Below are 22,642 nucleotides of genomic sequence, written 5' to 3' on the forward strand. Positions count from 1 at the left end.
TGGCGAGGAGAGGCGATAGCGACGATGGACCAAGTAGGGGCGGGCAGGTTTTTGACGGAAGCGCCGCATTAGGGATCGAGTTTCCCAGCCACATTCGGATCGCCCGGTTTTTCGTCCGCCCGACGAGTGGCTAGCAAACAGGAATTGTGGATATCGAATCTTATCTACCTTCTCTGGGTTCCGCTCAATTTTTCAATCTCGTCGCCTTGTAAACAAAGGCAAACCTACTAGTTGCCATTCGCCAATTCCCTGCCGGTCAGGCCAATTCAATGCCTCGCATTTCAGGGGTTCTAACACTCGTCCGTCTTACGTTCGATAAATGCATTGGTTTCAATCCCGGTCCACGGGCGGTCCAGCCTTGGAACTGTTCTAAGCGGATATCATACCTAATCCGTGGATTTAGGTCTTAGCGTAATCCTTCGTGACATTTCGCCCCGAAATAGCGTAACTGCGCTGCTTCCGGCAAGCTCTTGTGGCAAACTTCCTGTTGTGAACATCGTTAGTCTGAGTAATTGCTATCGATTGAGGCTGAAGAGGGCTCATTACGTTATCTCTTTTTCTCCGAAGCAAAAGCCCTGTAATGAACATGATTGGATTGATCGTCATCGTTTGCTAGTGCGGGACCTAGGCTTTTCCGGTAACGTAAAGGCCACTGTCAAAGAGTTTCCATGGGAGAGTTTTGTTGACTGGCCGCCTCAATTCCGAAAATACAGCTCACGATTCGGCTATCGCGCCAAATTGGGCGGGTGGTAGCCAAGATCGCGGCAAAGCCGAACTATTGCAGCCCGGTCTTGGCGTGTTGCATTTGTTGGCGCTCGGTGTCGGCGCGATTGTCGGTACAGGCATTTTGACGTTGATCGGTGTCGGCGTCGCCAAGGCTGGGCCGGCGGTTATTGTCGCCTTCGGATTCGCAGGTCTGGTTTGCGCTTGCGCGGCGCTGGCTTACGCGGAAATGGCGACCGCAATTCCCAAGGCTGGTGGCGCTTATACTTACACGAGGGTTGTGATCGGTGAGACCGCCGGCTGGTTTGTGGGTTGGTGTCTGATTCTGGAATATTCGTTGGTGGTCAGCGCGGTTGCTGTGGGCTGGTCGGGTTACGCCGCGCCGATTTTGCAGGACTGGCTGGGGATTTCGACGACTTGGTTGGTCGCTCCGGCGCGGGGCGGAATCGTCAACTTGCCTGCCGTCGCAATCATTGGGGCGGTTGCGGGCTTGTTGACGCTGGGCACCAAGGAAAGCGCGACCTGCAACGCGTGGTTGGTAGTGTTAAAAATCGGCGCCTTGCTGATGTTTGTAGCGCTGGCCGCCCGTGGTTTCGATGCGAGCCATTTGCAGCCGTTCATGCCTTACGGCTTCGCGAAAACGGTCGGCGCGGACGGTGTCGAACGCGGCGTTATGGTGGCGGCCGCGATTATTTTCTTCGCGTTTTACGGTTTCGATGCCATAGCGACCGCCGCAGAGGAAGCACGCCGTCCCGATCGTGATTTGGCGGTCGGCATCATCGGCTCGATGCTGATCTGCGTGGCGATCTATATCGCGGTGGCGTTGGCTGCGTTGGGCGCGCTGGACTATCGCCGGTTTGCCGACAGTGTTGAACCCTTGGCGCTGGTGCTGCGGGAGTTGGGTTCGCCGCTGGCCGCGAAATGCCTGGGATTTACGGCGGTGGCAGCGCTACCCACCGTGATTTTGGCCTTCTTCTACGGCCAAAGCCGAATTTTCTTTGCAATGGCTCGCGACGGATTGTTGCCGAACGGCTTGGCACGCGTATCTCGACGCGGTAATCCGGTGCGCACGACCTGGTTTACCGCCGCGCTGGTTGGCGGCGTAGCCGGTTTTTTCCCGCTAGCGGAGATTGCAGCATTGGCTAACGCTGGAACATTGCTGGCTTTCGCCACGGTCGCGCTGTGCATGCTGGTTGCCCGCCGCCGGGCACAGGGCGCCGTTCGCAAATTCAGCGCGCCGTGGCCGTGGTTGACTGGGTCCGTAGCAATACTTGGATGCGGTTATTTGTTCGTCAGTTTGCCGACCAAAACGCAAATCGGTTTTTTCATCTGGAACGGATTTGGCTTGCTGATTTATCTGATTTTCCATTGCCCCCGTTTCTCGATGTTTGGGCGGCGTTGAGCGGCGAAATCGCAAGTGTGTCCGCTCGGCGCCGCTAAATAACGGCCTTGCATTTGGCTGGGTCACGGTATAATGCTTTTTTGTTTCCTTTCTTCCGAAAGCAATGGCGCAATACATATTTTCGATGAATCGGGTCGGCAAAATCGTGCCGCCGAAAAAGTATATCCTCAAGGACATCTCGTTATCGTTCTTTCCGGGCGCTAAAATCGGCGTCTTGGGTTTAAACGGTTCGGGTAAATCGACGCTGCTACGTATCATGGCCGGCGTCGATAAGGAAATCGAAGGCGAGGCGATTCCGCTGAAGGGCATCAACATCGGCTACTTGCCGCAAGAGCCGCAGCTCGATCCTAGCAAAACCGTGCGCGGCAACATTGAGGAAGCCGTGCAACACATCAAGGACGCTCTGGCCAAACTGGACGCGGTCTATGCCGCCTACGCCGATCCGGAAGCCGATTTCGACAAGTTGGCGGCCGAACAAGCGCATCTGGAAGACGTGATTAATGCTTGTGACGGTCACAATCTGGACCGGACCCTAGAAATTGCCGCCGATGCCTTGCGTTTGCCGGATTGGGAGGCTGACGTCAATAAATTGTCAGGCGGCGAGAAGCGTCGGGTGGCTTTATGCCGGCTGTTGCTGTCTAAACCCGACATGCTTTTGCTCGACGAGCCGACCAACCATTTGGATGCCGAGTCGGTTGCGTGGCTGGAGCGCTTCCTGCACGATTATACCGGCACCGTGGTAGCGGTAACTCACGACCGTTATTTCCTCGATAACGTTGCCGGCTGGATTTTGGAGCTGGATCGCGGCATGGGCATTCCTTGGGAAGGCAACTATTCGTCGTGGCTGGAACAAAAGGAAAAGCGCCTGGAGCTTGAGGATAAACAAGAGTCTTCCCGCCAGAAAGCGATGAAGGCCGAGCTGGAATGGGTGCGATCCAATCCCAAGGGTCGTCACGCCAAGAGCAAGGCGAGGTTGGCGCGTTTCGAGGAGTTGTCGTCGGTCGAGGTGCAAAAACGCAACGAGACTCAGGAAATCTATATTCCACCCGGACCGCGCCTGGGCGATGTAGTCATCGAAGCTGAAAATGTCGGTAAGGGTTTCGGCGATCGTTTGCTGATCAACGATTTGAGTTTCAAGTTACCGCCGGGCGGTATTGTCGGCATCATCGGTCCGAACGGGGCCGGTAAGACCACGTTGTTTAGAATGATGGCTGGTTTTGAAAAGCCCGATTCCGGTACGTTTACGATGGGACAGACCGTTCAGCTGTCGTACGTCGAACAGTTTCGCGATAACATGGACGATAACAAAACGGTTTGGCAGGAGATCTCCGACGGTCTGGACATGATCACCGTCGGCAAGTACGAAACGCCGTCTCGGGCGTATTGCGGGCGCTTTAATTTCAAGGGCGCCGATCAACAAAAACGCATCGGCGATCTGTCCGGCGGCGAACGCAACCGGGTGCATTTGGCGAAGTTGCTGAAAAGCGGCGGCAACGTGTTGCTGCTTGACGAGCCGACCAACGACTTGGACGTCGAAACCTTGCGGGCGCTTGAGGAAGCCTTGTTGGCTTTCCCCGGCTGCGCGGTGGTGATCTCGCACGACCGCTGGTTCCTGGACCGTGTCGCGACCCATATGCTGGCATTCGAGGGCGACAGCGAGGTGGTTTGGTTCGAGGGTAACTACGCCGACTACGAGGCCGACCGCCATCGTCGTCTGGGTATCGACGCCGATACGCCGCATAGGATCAAATACAAAAAAATCGGCTAAGCTGAACTTAAGCGTCCGTGCTTACTCTGACGGCGAGGGCGTGAGAGTTTACGTCCGAACAACTGGTTTTTTGATCCGGCTTGCGTTTAGGCCAGACCAGTTTAAATTTTATTCGCGCACCGCGTGTTGAAAATCACGGAGGTAGCGGGTAATGTATTAATCAGTACACCGAACAATAATAAGGAGAAATAGGATGTCGAAAGCACAAAACTTGCAGGATAATTTTTTGAATGCCCTGAGAAAAGAACACACTCCGGTGTCGATTTTCTTGGTTAATGGTATCAAGCTGCAAGGCCGTGTCGATTCTTTCGATCAATACGTGGTCATGCTTAAAAATACCGTGAATCAAATGGTTTATAAGCACGCCATATCCACCATCGTTCCCGGAAAAAACGTCAACATGCACCGCGAGCCGGAAGTTAGTGACGACAATTAAGGGGTGTTTTTTTGTTTGAACGTCCCGATGCAGGTGAACGAGCAATACTCGTTCACCTAAATTTGCAAGCCGGGCAAGAAGATCTCGACGAGTTAAAGGAACTGACCAAATCCGCCGGCGCCCTGCCGATACATGTGGTGACCGGCAGTCGGCACCGGCCCGACCCAAAGTATTTTGTCGGCATCGGCAAGTTGGATGAAATCAAGTCGGCGGTAACCGACGCTAGTGCCGATATCGTCATTTTCAATCATCCGCTGTCGCCTAGTCAGGAACGCAATCTGGAGAAAGCGCTGGAAGTGAGGGTCGTCGATAGAAACGGCCTGATTCTGGATATTTTCGCTCAGCGCGCTCAGACTTTCGAAGGCAAGTTGCAGGTTGAACTCGCCCAGCTTAAACATTTATCGACGCGCCTAATTCGCGGGTGGACCCATTTGGAACGGCAAAAAGGCGGCATCGGTTTGCGCGGTCCCGGCGAAACCCAATTGGAGACCGATCGACGTTTGCTGGGCGTTCGCATTAAGCAAATCCAGCAACGCTTGGAAAAAGTCGAGAAACAACGCCACCAGGGGCGCAGCAAACGCAAGAAGGCCGAGATCCCGGCGGTGTCCCTCGTCGGCTACACCAACGCCGGCAAATCGACTTTATTCAACACCTTGACCGGTGCCGGTATTTACGCGGCAGATCAATTGTTCGCGACCCTCGATCCGACCTTGCGGCAGTTGTCGCTGAGCAACGGCAACGACATTATCCTGGCCGACACGGTCGGATTCATTCGCCATCTACCGCACGAACTGGTGGCGGCCTTCCGATCAACCTTGCAGGAAGCCAGCGAGGCGGATTTGTTGTTGCATGTGATAGACGCACATGCCGAAGATCGCGACGAGACAATTTTCCAGGTCAATCAAGTGTTGAACGATATCGAGGCGGGTAAAATTCCGCAGCTCAAGGTTTTCAACAAGATCGACCTGCTCGATAGCATCCAGCCGCACATCGATTACGGCGAAGACGGCAAGCCGACCGCGGTTTGGATCAGTGCGCGGACCGGACAAGGTAGCGAATTGTTGTTGCAGGCTTTGTGCGAATTGTTTGCCAGCAGCAAAGTCGTCCGAAAATGTTATCTGCCGGCCGCGCAAGCCGGAGTCAAAGCCAAGCTGTTCGGTTATGTCCGGATACTCGACGAGGTTTGCAACGAAGCCGGCGATTGCGAATTGACCTTGGAGATCGATCAGAAGCATTTGGGCTTGCTAAAGGGTATCGAAACCTCGAGCCCGTTGGAAATGGCCTAATGCGTAACCGCGAACCGGATAAATTTGGCGCGCCGGTCTGACTTAGTTGTCCCGGTCGGAGTGATTTACGATAGAATGCCGCGTTCTTTGGCCTGTCGATACTGGTTTTTTTGAGTGGGATCGATTGGGTGAAATTGGTTCGGTGGTACGCGGTTTTTTAAGTTCTCAAATCCAATTTTTGGAGCATTTAGTATGTCTTGGAATGAGCCCGGCGGTGATAAAAAAGACCCCTGGAGTGGTCGCAACGACCAAAATAGTCCTCCCGATCTGGACGAGGTCGTGCGCAACTTGCAGGAAAAGCTGGGAGCTCTGTTTGGCGGCGGATCCAACGGGGGCGGTAACCGCACCTCGGGCTCATCAATGCGCGGTGCGGGTTGGGTTGCCGGCGGTGCATTGGTATTGTGGAGCTTGAGCGGGTTTTATACGGTTGACGAAGGGACTCGCGGCGTCGTTACGCGGTTCGGCGCCTATGTCGGCACGTCGCAACCCGGTCTGAATTGGCACGTGCCGGCACCGATCGAGCAAGTACAAGTCATCAATGTCGAGCAACAACGCTTTATAGAAGTCGGTTATCGTTCGGGCGGCGGTCAGGCGATGGGCTCGGTACCCAAGGAAGCGATGATGCTGACCAAGGATGAAAACATCGTCGATGTCCGTCTGGCCGTGCAATATCAGGTCAAGGACGCCAAGGATTATGCCTTCAACGTATTGGACCCGGCTTCGACTCTGAAGCAAGTCACCGAAAGCGTGCAACGCGGTGTGATCGGCCGTAGCGACATGGATTTCGTATTGACCGAAGGCCGTAGCGAAATCGTTCAAGAGATCAAGAGCGAGATTCAATCGGTGATGGATGCCTACCGCACAGGCATTTTGATCACTAGTGTCAATTTGCAGGACGCTCAGCCGCCCGAGCAAGTGCAGGGCGCTTTCGAAGACGCCATTAAGGCGCGCGAAGACAAACAGCGTTTGATCAACGAAGCCGAAGCTTATGCCAACGACGTGGTACCCAAGGCCCGCGGCGCCGCGTCTCGTATCGTGCAGGAATCCGAGGGCTATAAGGAAAAAGTCATTGCCAAGGCCAATGGTGATGTCAGTCGCTTCTCGCAACTGCTGACCGAGTACAAAAAGGCGCCTGGAGTGACCAAGCAGCGGATGTATATCGAAACGATGGAACAAGTCCTGGGGCGCGCCAGTAACGTGTTGGTGGACGTCAAGGATGGCGGTAACGTCATGTACTTGCCGCTGGATAAACTGGGCGTCGGTCGCACGGAAGCGGCGCCGGATTCGGTTACGAATCATGAGCCGGTTGCCCCTCAGCCGACCTTGCCGACAGTCAAAGAATCGAAAACCGATGTGCGGATTAACAGCCGCGAACGCGATGTGAGAGGACGTTACGATGGGAAATAAGATTTTAGTCGCGGTCGGCGCGCTGATTGTTGTGTTGTCGCTGTCGGTGTTCACGGTCGCCGAAACCGAGCGGGTGATTAAATTCCAGCTTGGCGAGATCGTCGGCGCCGATTTTCAACCGGGTTTGCATTTCAAGCTGCCGTTCATCAATAACGTCAAGAAATTCGATGCGCGCATCCTGACCATGGATTCCACGCCGGAACGATTTTTGACCGCCGAAAAGAAAAACGTCATTGTCGATTCTTTCGTCAAATGGCGCATTGGCGATGTCAAAACCTTTTACACCACGGTGGCTGGCGATGTGAATCAGGCCAACATCCGGCTAGATCAAATCATCAAGGATTCGTTTCGTAGCGAGTTCAGCAAACGCGACATCAGGCAATTGGTATCCAGCGATCGGAGCGCGATCCGCGAAGCGCTGATCACCAATGTTTCGCCCCATGCCGCCAAATTGGGTATCAATATTGTCGACGTACAAGTGAAGCGGATCGATCTGCCTAACGAGGTGAGTTCGTCGGTCTATCAACGGATGGAAGCCGAACGTGCCAGGGTCGCACGCGAATTCCGCTCGCAAGGCTCCGAGGCTGCCGAGCGTATCCGCGCCGACGCCGACAAGCAGCGCGAGATCATTTTGGCCAACGCCTACCGCGACTCCGAGATATTGCGCGGCGAAGGCGACGCCAGGGCCGCCGAAACCTTTGCCAAGGCTTACGGCGAAGACAGCGAGTTTTTCGCGTTTTACCGTAGCTTGATTGCCTACAGGGAAAGCTTGGGCAAACCGGGCAACGTAATGGTGTTGGAACCGAGTTCGGATTTCTTCAAATACTTCAAAACTCAAAAATAGTGGCCGCCGAGTTCGGCAAGACCATAACGCCCCGCTCTGCGGGGCGTTTGCTGTAACTGGAATAGATGACATGCAAAACAAAGACACCTGGCTGCTGCCCGAGGGCATCGGCGAAGTATTGCCGGAGCGGGCCGAGCATCTGGAGAGGCTGAGAGCCAAGTTGCTCGAGACCTTCGCCGCGTGGGGGTATCGCTTGGTGATCCCGCCGTTCGTGGATTTTCTCCGCTCCTTGCTCACCGGTTCGGCCCACGATCTGGAGTCGCAGACCTTTAAGCTGACGGATCCGCTTAGCGGCGAGACGCTCGGAGTAAGGGCCGATATGACGCCCCAGGTCGCCCGAATTGACGCTCACCATTTGCAACATCCGTGGCCGAACCGGCTGTGCTACGCCGGTACCGTATTGCATGCGGTGGGCGATCCGCTCGAAAAGAGCCGCAGCCCGATGCAAATTGGCGCGGAATTGTACGGCCACTCCGGACTCGAGAGCGACTACGAAGCCATACAGTTGATGTTGGAGATGTTGGCGATCAGCGGCATACAAAACCTGCATCTGGATTTGGGCCATGTGTCTATATACCGGGGCTTGGTCGAATTGGCCGGCTTGAATGTGGCGCAAGAAGCCGAGTTGTTCGATGTTTTGCAACGCAAGGCTGGCGCGGAGCTGGGCGAATTGGTCGAACGCTTTCCGGTCGGCGACGGATTTAAAACTATTTTTAACGCGCTGCCCAAACTGAACGGTGGTCAGGATGTGCTCGATCAAGCCGGGAAATTGCTGGCCGGTATCGACGCCAACGGCATGTTGGCGGCGGCACTGGCCGATTTGCGCGGGATTGCCGACCGGTTGCGCCGCGACTATCCAGTCTTGTCGCTCAGTTTCGATTTGGCCGAACTGCGCGGCTACCATTACCATACCGGCATCGTATTCGCCGCATTCGTGCCGTCGTTGGGACGAGAAATTGCTCGCGGCGGACGCTACGACAACGTCGGTCAAGTGTTCGGCCGGGCGCGGGCGGCGACCGGTTTTAGCGCCGATTTGAAGGTACTGGCGACGTTTTACGACGTCAGCGCCGATGCGCCGGTGCGGACAGTCTTCGCGCCCTATTGCGAGGATGCCGATCTGCGCGAGACCGTTCGCGATTTGCGGGCGTCCGGCGTTCAGGTAATTCAGCAATTGCCGGGGCAGCAGGGCGGGGCCGAAGACATGGGTTGCAACGCGATTTTAGAAAAACAGGCTCAGTGCTGGGTCGTTAAATCATTGGCTTAAGGTTAGAAAAAGTTATGGGAAAAAATGTTGTTGTCATCGGTACGCAATGGGGCGATGAAGGTAAGGGTAAACTGGTCGATCTGTTGACCGAGCAGGCCGCCGCCGTCGTTCGGTTTCAGGGCGGACATAACGCCGGCCACACCTTGGTGATCAACGGCGAAAAAACCGTGCTGCATCTGATCCCGTCGGGCGTGTTGCGGGAAGGCGTGCAGTGTCTGATCGGCAATGGCGTCGTGCTCAGTATGGAAGCCTTGCTGAAGGAAATCGAAATTCTGGAAAAGTCCGGCATCCCGGTGAAGAACCGGCTGCAGATCAGCGAGGCCTGCGCATTGATTTTGCCTATCCATGTGGCAATCGACCAAGCTCGCGAAAAGGCCAGGGGCGATAAAGCCATCGGCACCACCGGTCGCGGTATCGGTCCGGCTTATGAAGATAAGGTGGCGCGGCGCGGTCTACGGGTCGGCGATCTGCGTAATAGCGATGAATTCGCCGCGCGTCTGAAAGAACTGGTGGATTTTCATAATTTCATGCTGGTTCAGTATTACGGTGCCGAGCCGGTCGATTACGCCACGTTGTTGGCGGATACCCTAAGTCTCGGTGAAGTGATCAAGCCGATGCTGACCGATGTCGGCGAAGCGCTGTACGCCCACCAAGCCGAAGGCCACAATGTATTGTTCGAAGGCGCGCAGGGCGCATTGTTGGACATCGACCACGGCACCTATCCTTACGTAACGTCCTCCAACACCACGGCAGGCGGCGCCGCCACCGGCAGCGGCGTCGGTCCGTTGGCGCTGGATTATGTGTTGGGGATCACCAAGGCCTACTCCACCCGAGTCGGCAACGGCCCGTTTCCGACCGAATTATTGGACGAATACGGCGATCACTTGGGTGTCAAGGGCCACGAATTCGGCGCGACTACCGGCCGCAAGCGTCGTTGCGGTTGGTTCGACGCGGTGTCGATGCGTAAATCCGCGCAATTGAACAGTCTGACCGGCATCTGTTTGACCAAATTGGACGTGTTGGACGGCCTGGACAAAATCGGCATCTGTACCGCGTACAAAATCGACGGCGTCGTCACCGACACCGCGCCGCTCGGTGCCGATCAATATGCGGCTTGCGAAGCGGTGGTCGAAGAAATGCCGGGTTGGAGCGGTAGTACCGCCGGCATTACCGAATACGGGCAACTGCCGGCGAACGCCAAAGCGTATATCGCGCGCATCGAAGAGCTGGTCGGCGTAAAAGTGACTATCCTTTCCACAGGTCCCGACCGCAACGAAACCATCGTACTGGAACATCCGTTCGAGGCTTGAAACGCCTTAGCGAGCCCTCGTCAGCACCAAGCAATTCAAGGGCTGTCGAGGGCAACGGCATCTATTATAGGCGGGTAACTTACAGGCTAGACGTTGCTTCGCGAACAGTTCCGATCAGCTGTCGTTTCCGCGTCGGCAATAGAATTTGACGACTTTTTTCAATTGCACACTGCCCCGCTTTGGATATTGGCCTGCAACGTCGGTTTATCACCGGCCGGATCGGCAGGGGTTTCTGCAGCCGATGGCTCACGGGCGGTAGGCGCGGAGTGCATTCCATGCTGATGCACAACTGAAAATCAATGGGTACGGCGGATTCGTCACTGGGACCTCGTCTGATCTCAGTGTCGGGCTGACGGCTCGTTTTGAACTCGCTCGCCGGCACTGAACCCGCTTGATACCGTTTCGATATTAAAGAACACCGAGTAAAGGCCAATATTCTGAAATTCTAACTTTGCCAGCCGCCACCCAAAGCCTTATACAAATCCACCATCGCGCTGATTTGTTTTTGTTTGGTTTCGATCAGTTCCTTCTTGGCTTCCAGCGCGTCGCGCTGGGTCAATAAAACCTCCAAATAATCCGCTCTGGCCGAGATAAATAACTGGTTGGCGACTTCAATCGATTTGACCAACGAGTCCACTTGCTGGCGTTTTAGCTGGTAGTTTTTGTCCAGGTTGTCGATATTGGATATTTGATTGGCCACTTCGGCGTAAGCAGTAATGATGCTTTGCTCGTATTCGTAGGCCGCCTGCACTTGCTTGGCGTTGGCGTTTTTGTATTCGGCGGTGATCGCGTTTTTGTTGACCAGCGGGGCGACCAGTTCGCCGGCCACCATCGCCGCCAACGATTCCGGGGTATTGATCAGGTATTTCAACGCAAATGCCTGAAAGCCGATGCCGGCCTTGATGCCGAAGGATGGATAGAAATTGGCCCTGGCGACGTCGATGTTCAAGTCGGCGGCTTTTAATTCCAACTCGGCCTTACGGATATCGGGCCGGTTTTGCAATAATTCCGACGGCAGGCCGGCACTCAAGGCCTTGGGTTTGATGTCCATGAAACCGGCCGATGTGCGCGCTATCGGCTGCGGTGTTCGTCCCAGCAGCGTATTGATCCGATTCTCGACCACGGTAATCTGCTGCTCGATCTCGTATTTGCGGGCCTGGTTTTTTGCGACTTCGGCTTCGTAACGCTTGACGGCCAGTGTCGTGGTTCTGGCGAAGGTTTGCAATTGTCTGACCACTTGCAAGCCGTTCTGCTGAATCGCGATGTTTTGCCGTAAGTTTTCCAGCTGGTTGTCCAAGGCGATCAATTCGTAATAGGCATGCGCCACCTCGGCGACCAAGTTGGTTACCAAGAAATTTCGGCCTTCGCCGGATGCCATGTAATCGTAGACTGCCACTTGGGTGGCGTTCCGGAGCTTTTTCCAGATGTCGATTTCCCAAGTCGAGAACAGGCCGAATTTGTAATCGCCGAGAAAGGCCGGAAACGGTTGGCCCTTGGCGATATTCAGACTGTCCTCGACGGCGCCGTTGCGGGTGTATTGCGCGGTCTTGTCGCCGCCCGCCGAGGCGCCGAGTTTGACGAAGGGCATATATTCCCCTTTGCGCGCTTGGATTTCGTTCTCGGCGATGCTGATCCGTTGCGCCATGATGTTGATTTCCTTGTTATTGGCAACGGCGGTATCGATCAAGCCGCGCAGCTGCGGATCGTCGAAGAAATCCTGCCATTTCACGGTCGCGGCACTCGTCTGCTCGTTTACGCCGGGTTTGAATTGCTCTGGCAACTGCGTATCCGCGGTTTTCTTGGTCATGTCCGGAATGCCGCAGGCTTGCAACACAGCCATCGCCAAAGCAGTTACTAGCAAAACATGGGGTTTATTCGTCAGCATCTTGGGTACCGTAATGATAGGTTTCGGTGAACGGATTGACGTCTTCGTCTTTGATCATGCGTTTGCCTTCGATCAGTTTGGCGAAGATGTAATACAAGCCTGGGATCAGCACCACGCCGAACACGGTGCCGAACAGCATGCCGCCCAAGGCCGAGGTGCCGATGGTGCGGTTGCCTACCGCGCCGGCGCCGGTAGCGAAGGCCAACGGTACCAGGCCGGCGATGAAGGCAAACGAGGTCATCAGAATCGGCCGAAACCGGGCCTTAGCGCCTTCTATCGCCGCTTCGCGGACCGACAAGCCTTGTTCCTGGCGTTGCACCGCGTATTCGACGATCAATACCGCGTTCTTACCGAGCAAGCCGACCAACATCACCAAACCTACTTGGGAGTACACGTCGTTGGCCAAGCCCATGGTTTTCAGCAGTAAAAATGAGCCGAAGATGCCGGCCGGCAACGAGCAGATCACCACCAACGGCAACACAAAGCTTTCGTATTGGGCCGCCAACACCAAATACACAAACACCAGGACCACGACGAAAATCACCAGCGCCTCGTTGCCGCGCGCCGCTTCGTCGAAGGACAAACCCTCCCAGGCTACATCGAAGCCTTGGGGCAACGTCGCTTTGGCCACTTCCTTGATGGCTTTGATCGCGTCGCCAGAGGTATAGCCGGGCGCCGGTTCGGCGCGAATTGCTGCTGAGTTGTAGAGGTTGTAGCGGGTCAGCTCGTTTGGGCCTTGCTGCGGCTGAACGGTCATAAAGGCCGAGTAGGGCACCATTTCGCCGGCGTCGTTTTTGACGTAATAGTTCAAGACGTCGGTTGGGAAGCGGCGAAACTCCGGCAAGGCTTGCACGTAGACTTTGAAAAAGTTGTTGAAGCGGATGAAGCCTTGCTCGTAGGTGCTGCCGATCATGATGTCCAGATTTTCCATGGCCTTATCGATATTCACGCCTTTTTGCATCGCCAATTTGTTGTCGATTTTCAACTCGTATTGCGGGTAGTTGGCGGCATAAAAGGTGAACAAGCCGGTCAATTCCGGGCGCTTGCGCAACGCGGCCATGAACTCCTGATTGAGTTTGTCGAACTTGAAGTAATCGGTGCCGGTGGTCTTATCCAACAAGCGGAAGGCCAAACCCGATGCCGCGCCGTAGCCCGGTACCGCAGGTGGTTGGAAGAACTCGATCACCGCGCCGAAGTCGTGGGTTTTTTCCTCTAGCTGGCGAATTACGTCCTCCACCGACACCTTGCGCTGGGTCCAATCCTTTAGATTGATGATGCAGGTGCCGGCGTTGGAACCGCGGCCCTCGGTCAAAACCTCGTAGCCGGCCAACGACGATACCGACTGCACGCCGTCGATTTTTTCGGCGACTTCTTCCAGTTGTCGTGCCACTTTGTTGGTGACTTCGATAGTCGAGCCGGGCGGAGTTTGAATGATCGCGTAGATCATGCCTTGGTCTTCGCCGGGGATGAAGCCGGCCGGCAAGGTTTTATCCACAGTGAAGATGCCGAAGGAGAATGCAGCCAACACCACCACAGTGACGATGCGGCGGGTAACCACGACGTCCAGCAACTTGACGTAGCGGCCGGTAACTTTTTCGAACAGATAGTTGAAGCCGTCGATGAACAGCGTAATCGGCGTCCGGCGCTTGGGTTGGCCGTGGGTGTTTTTCAAGATCATTGCGCACAACACCGGCGCCAAGGACAAGGCGACGACGGCGGAGATGATGATGGATGAGGCCATCGCAATCGAAAACTGCCGGTAAAACACGCCGACCGGGCCGTTCATAAAGGCGATAGGCACGAATACCGACACCATCACCAACGTGATGGCGACGATGGCTCCGCCGATTTCGCCCAAGACCTGCCGAGACGCGGCATAGGGGCTTAAGTGTTCGGCTTCCATTTTGGCGTGTACCGCCTCGACCACGACGATGGCATCGTCAACGACGACGCCAATCGCCAACACCAACGCGAATAGCGTGATCAAGTTGATCGATAAGCCGAAGGCCGACATCACCGCGAACGAACCGATCAACGACACCGGCACCGCCAGAATCGGAATCAAAGTCGAGCGCCAGTCGCCGAGGAACAGGAATACCACCAAAGTCACCAACACGAAGGCTTCGCCCAAGGTGTGCAAGACCTTGTGAATCGAGGCTTCGACGAAACGCGACACGTCGTAGTTGATCTCGTAATCCATGCCTTCCGGGAAGGACTTTTTCAGTTCCTCCAGTTTGGCCTTGACGTCTTCGATGACTTTGGTGGCATTGGTGCCGTAGTTTTGCTTCAACACAATCGACGCCGAGGGGAAGGAATCCTTGTCCGAATAAATGTTGTAAAACTCGCTGTCTAAATCGACTTTGGCGATGTCCTTCAAGCGCAAGATTTCGCCTTCCGAATTGGCGCGAATGATAATGTCCGCGTACTGTTCCGGCGTGTTGTACCAGCCTTGGTAAATCAACACGTATTCCTTGGATTGCGCCGCCATCCCGGTGCTCTGGCCGATCCGGCCGGGACGGCCGATGATGCTTTGCTTGGAGATCGCATCCATCACTTCTTCGGTCGAAACGCTATAGGCGCGCATCCGGTCCGGATTTAACCAAATGCGCATCGCGTATTGGCGGGCGCCCAAAATCTGCGCTTGGGCGATACCGTAGATACGCTGGATTTCCGGTATCACGTTGACGTAGGCGTAGTTGAACAGGAATTTCTGGTCGGCGTTCTTATCCTTGCTGTACAGGTTGACGTACATCAGCATGCTGGGTTGGACGAAGTTGACGACCACGCCTTCCAGCCGTACCAGATTCGGCAAACGGCTCATCACCTGATCGACCCGGGTTTTGACGTTGACCATCGCGATATTCGGGTCCACGCCCAGCTCGAACAACACTTGAATCGTGGCTTCGCCGGCGCTGGTGGCGTCGGAGACGATGTATTTCATGCCCGGCACGCCGTTGATCGCCCGTTCGATGGTAATCAACGAGGATTTAACCAATACGTCGGCACTGGAGCCGGGGAAGGATAGGGATATCGTCACTCGCGGGGGGGCGATATCCGGAAATTGCGAAACGGGCAGGGTGCGGATTGCCAAGAATCCCATGAACAGGAAACTAAGCGACAACACGATCGCCATGACCGGTCTTTTAATAAAGATACTGAACATAGTTAATCTCTGCTCAAAGGATTATTCGGTATAGAGTTTTAATTCAGAGCGAACCTTTTCAGGCGGCAATAAATCGATGTCCACTTTATCGCCCGCGTGGACTTTTCTTAAGCCTTCCAGTAGGATTTTATCGCCGTCTTTCAAGCCCTCTTTGATAATGAACAAATAGGGCAGTTCGGCCCCGATTTTTACGAGTCTTTGTTCTAGTTTTCCGTCGTCTTTCACAACATAGACATAGGTTTTATCGAGAATTTCGAAAGTGGCTTTTTGCGGAATCAATAGCGCATGCTTGTACGGTTTTTTCATCAGTATCGTGCCGGTTTCGCCATGACGGAGCAATTTATCGGGATTGGCGAATGTGGCGCGGAATTCGATATTGCCGGCAGTATTATCGAAATCCGCCTCAATAGTTTCTATGGTGCCATCCGTATTATAAACCCTACCGTTAGCCATTCTTAATTTAACTTTGGTGATTGCCTCATCGGCTTTTTGAGATTTGAAATCAAGATATTCGCTTTCAGGTACGTTGAAATACACCCACAATTTACTAATGTCCGATAGCGTGGTTAATAAGGCGCCTTCCTCCACCAAACTGCCAGTCCTGACATTCAAATGGTCCATGATGCCTTCAAACGGCGCATTGATACTGGTGAAACCTAAATGAGTTTCGGCGAGTTTGACCTCTGCGTTAGCCTTGTCCAGCTTGGCCTTGGCCAATGCTAGTTCGTTTGGCGACACAATTTTTTGATCCGCTAAACCCTTGGTGTTTAGGTATTCGATATTCATCGTATTCGCTTCGGCCTGAGACTTTAGTAATTCGGCTTGATAGATGTTAGGCATGATTTTGAACATCGACTGACCTTGATGGACTAACTGGCCTTCGTCGACGAAAATATTCTGCAAATATCCCCGTTCCAGCGCACGCACTTCAATATGCCGAAACGCGTGAATCTGGCAGACATATTCCTTGGTTACCTCGGTGTCTTCCCATAAGGGTGTGGTGGCTTCCAGTTTGGGAGGCGCTTCGTGAGTTTCCGTTTCGGTTGTTTGGCAGCCGGATAATAGAATTATAATTAAGCTAAGATAAGCACGTGTTTTAATAATCATCGGTTTTCTCTATGCGAAGCTCCGCAATCGCTGTTGACTTCGGTTTTATGGTGAGTTGCATTAAATCCAATAGCGAATAGCTTGGTCTTGGGTGTAACGATTGAGTTAATATTTTGGTTTCCAGTTTTCCCTAAATTGCGACCGCTTATGAATGATTCGGCGAACTTCGCGCAAAAATGCGCGAATTGCATTAGTCTCGGTAAAGCAAGCAAAGTGCCAGTTTTTTTTGGCTTAATATCAGTGGGTTATGCGGGAGAGAGGTGAATTGGGGAATATTCCCCGGTGCAAATCCACAACGTGGGGAATATTCCCCACTTTAAAATTCGATATGAGCGGTGAGCCGAGAATGTCGCTTTATTTCAGGCTCGTAATTCTTGCGGCAGCGTTAACGTTTAGCCAAAACAGCGAGCTGGATTTCCTTTGTTTTCAACGAGTAGGCGCGACCACCGACGCTCTCCACTTCGGTGGAAGGAATTGCTGGCATGGATATCGCTGTAAGGGTTTGGAGCCCTACTGTTATCTGTCAAACGGCTCGTTTTCAAGTGAACTTGAGGAATGAATGATGAAAAATTACGTACACGAAATAGCCCAATGCACGGCAGCGATATTGATTTCCGCTATGCCGTTTTCGGTGAATGCCAGCGTCGATCCGTTACAGAGTATCAAACCGGCCGCCTTTGAAGTCAGTGTGGATGGCGACGCCAGCGAGCCGCCTTTGGTTGGAGAGCAAGACGAGTAATCGGTGCTTTAATCTCTCCGCATAAGCAATTCCCCGGCATCGCCGGGGAAGAGGTGTCGGCCAGGCCGCTAACGCTCGAGTCGATGTCGCATTTGCGAAGGCAACCAAAAGCTAACGTTTGCGCAACATCATTTTCTAGTCATGAACGGTCGGTGCGGCGTGAGCCAAGCTTAAGTCAGCTAAGACTGTTACTCCCGACCAAAATTGTGTGCCGCTAGGCAATCCGCTACGACAGTCCCGCCTTACTTTTCAAACCTCGACCTTGCTCGCCCAGCTCCGGTTAATCCTTGTTTTTGGGATTGCCGCTAGACACCAATCCCACGAACAACAAGCCGAATAACAGCAATAGTGGCCACGAATACGGAACGATCAGGAAAACACCGAGAAGGGCAAATCCGAGGGCGGCGAAAAACAGCATCATCCCGACGCCAACTAGTGCCAATACGGCCAGTATCCCGAATAGCGCGAACACCGCCAACAGGGTGGGGATTGCCGCCAGGCGAAACAAGGGCGACGCCACGGGTTGGCCGTTGATGGTCAGGTTGAATCCGCCAACTTCTGGATGAAACGCATAGATCAAGCTGGCAAGTAATAGCCCAAGTAGCAGGGTTGCGAATAACAGATGGCGGTTGGGGGATCTGGGCATGCGATTTTCCTCGGGCTAAGATGTGGTTGACGACGTCGCCGTCGCCGTCGCCGTCGCCATAAAATAGGAGTTCGACGGGCTGGTTTCGTCGGTACGGTATTGATGGTTATTTTCCATGAAAACTTCGTGCCCGTTTTTGTTTCGGACGGATGGCGTTGCCTCGCGACGTATTCCGCGAGCGCGGAACACTGGCGATTCGCCCGGAGTCGTGGGTTTGGCGCGGTATTCGAGTCGGCCTAAGTGTTGCCGACGGCAAAATCCGATACCGGCTATCATGCCAACTGTGGTTGCGTTGGTGATTTTCAACCAAATTAAACGGTGATTTTCCCCAAACCTCGATGGGCCAAGACCTTGGTGCGGCGACCGGACGGCTAACTGGACGTTCCGTTGAGCATAGGCGTCGATCTTGCATAAAAAGTTGATATCCGCTTGCCGCCACGACTAAGAACCAACAGTCGCGTTTCGGCCGCCGCAATGGGTGACGGTTTCACTCGCCCACCACCGCCTTTCGCCAACTTATGAACGACAGTATCCTGATCATCGAAGACGAAGCCTTGTTAGGTAGCGAGCTGCAGCGCTATTACGCCCGTATGGGGTTCGAGACCCTACTCGCGGCCGATTGCGCTCAGGCCCGGGAGATACTCAGCAATCCGGATTTGCGACCGTCGCTAATCTTATCCGATCTCAGTCTGCCGGACGGCAGCGGCTTGGACTTGTTGGAAGAAACCCGCGGTAACTTGTCGGATAGCGAATGGGTATTTCTGACCGGTTACGGCGACGTGCCGGATTCGGTACGGGCCTTGCGTCTGGGCGCTTTCGATTTTTTGATCAAGCCCTGTCTGCAGGAGCAACTGGACATGGTGGTGCGCAGCGCGTTGCGTAGTGCCAAGGCCCAGCGGCGGATTCTGACCGACTCGGTCAACGCCGGCAAACGCTACGCGCCTGAAACTTTTCTCGGCAACAGCCCGGTCACCCGCCAGACCGGCGACATGCTGCGCCAGCTTAGCCAAGTGCCCTACAGTGCGCTGATTCTGACTGGCGAGACCGGCACCGGCAAGGGCTTGGCGGCCAGGATTCTGCATTACAACAGCGAGCGGGCCAAGGAGCCGCTGGTCGAACTCAACTGCGCGGCCTTGCCGAAGGATCTGCTCGAGTCGGAATTGTTCGGCCACGAAGCCGGCGCCTTCACCGGCGCCAAGGCCCGCCATCGCGGGCTGATCGAACAAGCGCATCGCGGCACTTTGTTTCTGGATGAAATCGGCGAAATGCCCTTGGATCTGCAGGCCAAATTACTGAAAGTGCTGGAGGATCGCAAGTTGCGCCGCCTGGGCGGAGAGAAGGAAATCGACGTGGACATCCGCGTTATCGCCGCCACCAACCGGAATTTACAGGATGAAGTCAAAAACGGCGGGTTTCGTTCCGACCTGTATTACCGATTGAGTGTGTTCGAACTGCGCTTGCCCAGCTTGTGCGAGCGCATTGGCGACTTGGACGATTTGGTGCCGGCCTTGATCGCTGAATTCAATTTACTGGCCGGCAAGCGGGTCAGCCAAGTATCGCCGCGCGCCTGGCAATTGTTGAAGCGTTATCGATGGCCGGGCAACGTGCGGGAGCTGAGAAATGTGTTGGAGCGTAGCGTGATTTTATCGTCGTCCCAGCAGTTGCCGGAACAATGGTTGCCGAACGAGGATAACGGCGTCGCGGCGATTGCGCAGGAGTCGGTGCGTCCGGCTTGCGTTTCGAATGTCTCTGCCGCCGACGGCCTCGTCGCGCGCCTGGAACTGCAGTTTCCGACCGACGGCAGCATGGGCTTGGAGGATATGGAGAGCGAAATCGTCCGCAACATGCTGGACCTTTGCCACGGCAACGTCATGGAAGCCGCCCGTATCCTGAAAACCACCCGCGAAAAAATTCGCTACCGGATCGAGAAATACAAGCTCCGTTAAGTTGAGCGGCGGAGACTCAATACGGGCGGCCGTCCTTGTGTAAAAACTGCCATTGGCCGGCTGCGTCCAACCGCGCCTGCAGGTCGTCGTCGGGATATATAACCGTATCTCCGGGGGCGCGGTCGCCGATTTCCAGGTAAACCACGTCGGCATCGGTGCGGTTGAGTAAATGATGGGCGTCGCCGTCGCCGGCCGGGAAGCCGGCACACATGCCGGCGCATAGCCGGGTCTCGCCTTGATCGGTGACCAAGCTTGCTTCGCCCGACAAGATGTAAACGAATTCGTCCTGTTCGGCGTGGGAATGCCGCAAGGCCGAGCGGGCGCCGGGCGCCAAACGGGTCAGATTGACGCCGAAATTGACCAGGCCGAACGCATCGCCCAAGGGCCGTTTTTCCCGGCCGGCCATTAGCGATGCGAAGGGTTCCGGATAGAGCGAGCGACGGACTCGAGGCGGCACGTCCTCGGCGAAGATGGCGATAGGTTTTTGGCCGGTCATGGTTGTAAGGTCCTAGAATTAAATGGTTCGCGAAAGTATGGCCGGAAATTCGAAACCCACGGCGGCGAACCGAATAAGAACTTGGCGGCGGCGTCTTTCAGAATTTCGCTCGTCATGCGACGAGTCGCCGAAAAAATGGTCCGATCGCCTCGCCCGCGGCCGCCGTTGTCGCCGCGAGTTTACAACTCGATTCGTATCCCCAGTTCGATGACGCGATCGACCGGAATCTTGAAATATTCGATCGCGCTGGAGGCGTTATGGAATAAAAAGCGGAACAGCGGGCGTTGCCATTTGGGCATCGGACAGCGGCGGCGGAACGAGAGTTTTTCGCTGGCGATGAAGAACGACGCATGTTTCTGATCAATGATCAAACCCTCGCGGGCGCAGAGTTGCAAGGCCCGGCGCACATCTTGTTCCTCTTGGAAACCGAAATACATTTTGACCCGGTAGAAACTGTTGTTTTCCCCGAATAGTCGGATTTTGATGCGTTGAGCCTCGTCTACGTAAGGAACGTCCTTGGTGACGATGGTCAGAACGATCATTTGCTCGTGCAAGATGTGGTTGTGTTCCAGATTGTGCAGCAGGACCAGCGGTACGCCGTGCAGGGTTTTTGCCAGATAGATCGCGGTGCCGGGTACGGTTTTCAGTTTGCGGGTTTGCAGTCGGTTTTCCAATTCCTCGAACATCACCCGTTTTTCGTCCATGTGCCGGGCCAGTAACTGTCGGCCTTGGATCCAGGTGACGATGATGACGAACAGCGCCGCGCCGACTGTCAGCGGCAACCAGCCGCCTTCCGGAATCTTGATGCTGTTGGCTAGAAAGAACAACACGTCGAAACTTAAAAACAGCGACAGGAAACCGATGCTGGTGGCTTCGTTCCAACGCCACAACTCTTTGATGACGATGAAGGCCAGTATCGTCGTGGTAATCATCGTGCCGGTCACCGCCAGGCCGTAGGCCGAGGCCAGCGCCGAGGAGGAGCGAAATTCCAGTACCAGCACGAATACCGCCGCCATCAGCAACCAGTTGACCGCCGGGATATAGATTTGACCCATCTCGTCGCCGGAGGTGTGCAAAATCCGCATTCGCGGCGTGTAGCCCAGTTGTATCGCTTGGCGGGTCAGCGAAAACGCGCCGGAAATCACGGCCTGCGAAGCGATGACAGTCGCCAGCGTCGATAGCAACAGCAGCGGGTACAGCGCCCAATTCGGTGCCATCAGATAAAACGGATTTTCCACGGCGGCGGGATTTTCCAGTAGTAGCGCGCCTTGTCCGAAGTAGTTCAGTAACAATGCCGGAAAGACGAAACCAAACCAGGCGAACCGAATCGGTTTTAAGCCGAAATGCCCCATATCGGCATACAAGGCTTCGGCGCCGGTGATGACCAGCACGACCGATCCCATTACGACGAAACCCCGCCAACCAAGCTCGCTGAGCAGCGCTACGCCGTGGTAGGGATTAATCGCACCGAGGATTTGCGGATGGCTGGCGATGTTGACGATACCCAAGGCGGCCAAGCTGACAAACCAGACGCACATGACCGGAGCGAATAGCCGGCCGACGTGTTCGGTACCCTTGGCTTGCACCAAAAACAGCGCCGTCAGCACCGCTAGGGTAATCGGCAGTACGTAATGCTCCAGTTTGGGCGCGACGATCTGCAGGCCCTCGACCGCGCTGAGCACCGAAATCGCCGGGGTAATGATGCTGTCGCCGTAAAACAACACCGCGCCGATCAAGCCGGTGGTGATGATGAAGCCGGCCTTGCGCGGATCCTGTTTAGCGGTCTTCAGCGCCAGTGCCAGCAGGGCCATGATGCCGCCTTCGCCGTCGTTGTCTGCGCGCATGATGAAAATCGCGTATTTGGTGGTGACCACTAGCGCCAGCGACCAAAAGATCAATGACAGCGCGCCATGCACATGCGCGGTATCGGTCGATAGACCGGCATGGAACACTTCCTTGACCGCGTACAGCGGGCTGGTGCCGATATCGCCGAAAACCACGCCGATGGCGCTGAGTGTCAAGGTTTTCAGTTGCGACGGGTTGGGGTTTGCTGACATGAAGTATCCGGGCAAAAGGCTGGGGCGGGCGGAAATTGGGGTGCGCCTGCTAAAGGCAAAACGCCGGCCACTATAATGAATCGCGCATAAAAATGACGTAAAAAATCGCAGACTGGGCTACTAGCTGGCTCCAATTCCGTCCTGTCGAATCGTCGGCGACACA

The 22,642-nt window shown here is 54.9% G+C and carries 16 protein-coding genes; 10 read left to right on the forward strand and 6 right to left on the reverse strand.

The genetic code is table 11. The annotated features are described in order from the left end of the window. Positions 1-682 precede the first annotated feature (682 nt). The 8 genes from ACQE3D_RS08750 to ACQE3D_RS08785 all read left to right on the forward strand — a co-directional run bounded on the left by ACQE3D_RS08750 (position 683) and on the right by ACQE3D_RS08785 (position 10,440). Positions 683-2,125, forward strand: a complete 1,443-nt coding sequence (locus ACQE3D_RS08750) for an amino acid permease (RefSeq protein WP_427551640.1) — start codon at positions 683-685, stop codon at positions 2,123-2,125. A 103-nt stretch (positions 2,126-2,228) separates the two neighbouring features. Beyond that, positions 2,229-3,893: an energy-dependent translational throttle protein EttA gene (gene ettA / locus ACQE3D_RS08755; RefSeq protein ID WP_064027107.1), complete on the forward strand. Its 1,665-nt coding sequence runs from the start codon at positions 2,229-2,231 to the stop codon at positions 3,891-3,893. Between the two features lie 193 nt (positions 3,894-4,086). After that, on the forward strand, positions 4,087-4,329 hold the full coding sequence (hfq, locus tag ACQE3D_RS08760; protein ID WP_064027105.1) for an RNA chaperone Hfq: 243 nt from the start codon (positions 4,087-4,089) through the stop codon (positions 4,327-4,329). An 11-nt stretch (positions 4,330-4,340) separates the two neighbouring features. Beyond that, positions 4,341-5,615 (forward strand): ribosome rescue GTPase HflX, encoded by a 1,275-nt coding sequence (gene hflX / locus ACQE3D_RS08765; protein ID WP_168028748.1) that lies wholly within the window; start codon positions 4,341-4,343, stop codon positions 5,613-5,615. Positions 5,616-5,807: 192 nt separating this feature from the next. After that, on the forward strand, positions 5,808-7,022 hold the full coding sequence (hflK, locus tag ACQE3D_RS08770; RefSeq protein ID WP_064027102.1) for an FtsH protease activity modulator HflK: 1,215 nt from the start codon (positions 5,808-5,810) through the stop codon (positions 7,020-7,022). Continuing rightward, complete coding sequence (gene hflC / locus ACQE3D_RS08775; protein ID WP_064027100.1) at positions 7,012-7,866, forward strand: protease modulator HflC; 855 nt, start codon at positions 7,012-7,014, stop codon at positions 7,864-7,866. The genes hflK and hflC overlap by 11 nt, the downstream gene beginning before the upstream one ends. Positions 7,867-7,936: 70 nt before the next feature. Continuing rightward, entirely contained in the window at positions 7,937-9,130 is a 1,194-nt protein-coding gene (locus tag ACQE3D_RS08780) for an ATP phosphoribosyltransferase regulatory subunit (RefSeq protein WP_396642169.1), read from the forward strand. A 14-nt stretch (positions 9,131-9,144) separates the two neighbouring features. Continuing rightward, positions 9,145-10,440, forward strand: coding sequence for an adenylosuccinate synthase (locus tag ACQE3D_RS08785; protein WP_396642167.1), 1,296 nt, complete (start codon positions 9,145-9,147; stop codon positions 10,438-10,440). Positions 10,441-10,885: 445 nt separating this feature from the next. Here the strand turns inward: ACQE3D_RS08785 and ACQE3D_RS08790 are convergent, their stop codons facing one another. The 3 genes from ACQE3D_RS08790 to ACQE3D_RS08800 are packed head-to-tail and all read right to left on the reverse strand — an operon-like array spanning position 10,886 to position 16,595. Beyond that, a complete protein-coding gene (locus tag ACQE3D_RS08790; RefSeq protein WP_427551642.1) occupies positions 10,886-12,325 on the reverse strand; it encodes a TolC family protein in 1,440 nt (479 codons plus the stop codon). Beyond that, a complete protein-coding gene (locus ACQE3D_RS08795) occupies positions 12,312-15,488 on the reverse strand; it encodes an efflux RND transporter permease subunit (protein WP_427551643.1) in 3,177 nt (1,058 codons plus the stop codon). Before ACQE3D_RS08795 ends, ACQE3D_RS08790 begins: the two co-directional genes overlap by 14 nt. Before the next feature lie 21 nt (positions 15,489-15,509). Next, a complete protein-coding gene (locus ACQE3D_RS08800) occupies positions 15,510-16,595 on the reverse strand; it encodes an efflux RND transporter periplasmic adaptor subunit (protein WP_427551645.1) in 1,086 nt (361 codons plus the stop codon). A 562-nt stretch (positions 16,596-17,157) separates the two neighbouring features. Between ACQE3D_RS08800 and ACQE3D_RS08805 the strand changes: the two genes are divergently transcribed. Next, on the forward strand, positions 17,158-17,334 hold the full coding sequence (locus ACQE3D_RS08805; protein WP_313728274.1) for a hypothetical protein: 177 nt from the start codon (positions 17,158-17,160) through the stop codon (positions 17,332-17,334). A gap of 280 nt (positions 17,335-17,614) precedes the next feature. Here ACQE3D_RS08805 and ACQE3D_RS08810 read toward each other — a convergent pair whose 3' ends face one another. Next, positions 17,615-17,980, reverse strand: coding sequence for a hypothetical protein (locus ACQE3D_RS08810; protein ID WP_427551647.1), 366 nt, complete (start codon positions 17,978-17,980; stop codon positions 17,615-17,617). A 518-nt stretch (positions 17,981-18,498) separates the two neighbouring features. Here ACQE3D_RS08810 and ACQE3D_RS08815 point away from each other — a divergent pair. Beyond that, positions 18,499-19,926: a sigma-54-dependent transcriptional regulator gene (locus tag ACQE3D_RS08815; RefSeq protein ID WP_281022962.1), complete on the forward strand. Its 1,428-nt coding sequence runs from the start codon at positions 18,499-18,501 to the stop codon at positions 19,924-19,926. A 16-nt stretch (positions 19,927-19,942) separates the two neighbouring features. On the opposite strand, the gene ACQE3D_RS08820 is transcribed toward ACQE3D_RS08815, so the two are convergent. Both ACQE3D_RS08820 and ACQE3D_RS08825 read right to left on the reverse strand, forming a co-directional pair. Then, positions 19,943-20,422, reverse strand: coding sequence for a cupin domain-containing protein (locus ACQE3D_RS08820; protein ID WP_064031343.1), 480 nt, complete (start codon positions 20,420-20,422; stop codon positions 19,943-19,945). Between the two features lie 179 nt (positions 20,423-20,601). Next, on the reverse strand, positions 20,602-22,479 hold the full coding sequence (locus ACQE3D_RS08825) for a potassium transporter Kup (RefSeq protein WP_071159649.1): 1,878 nt from the start codon (positions 22,477-22,479) through the stop codon (positions 20,602-20,604). Positions 22,480-22,642: the final 163 nt, after the last annotated feature.

The sequence above is a fragment of the Methylomonas sp. MS20 genome (assembly GCF_050275925.1).
Lineage (GTDB): Bacteria > Pseudomonadota > Gammaproteobacteria > Methylococcales > Methylomonadaceae > Methylomonas > Methylomonas koyamae_A.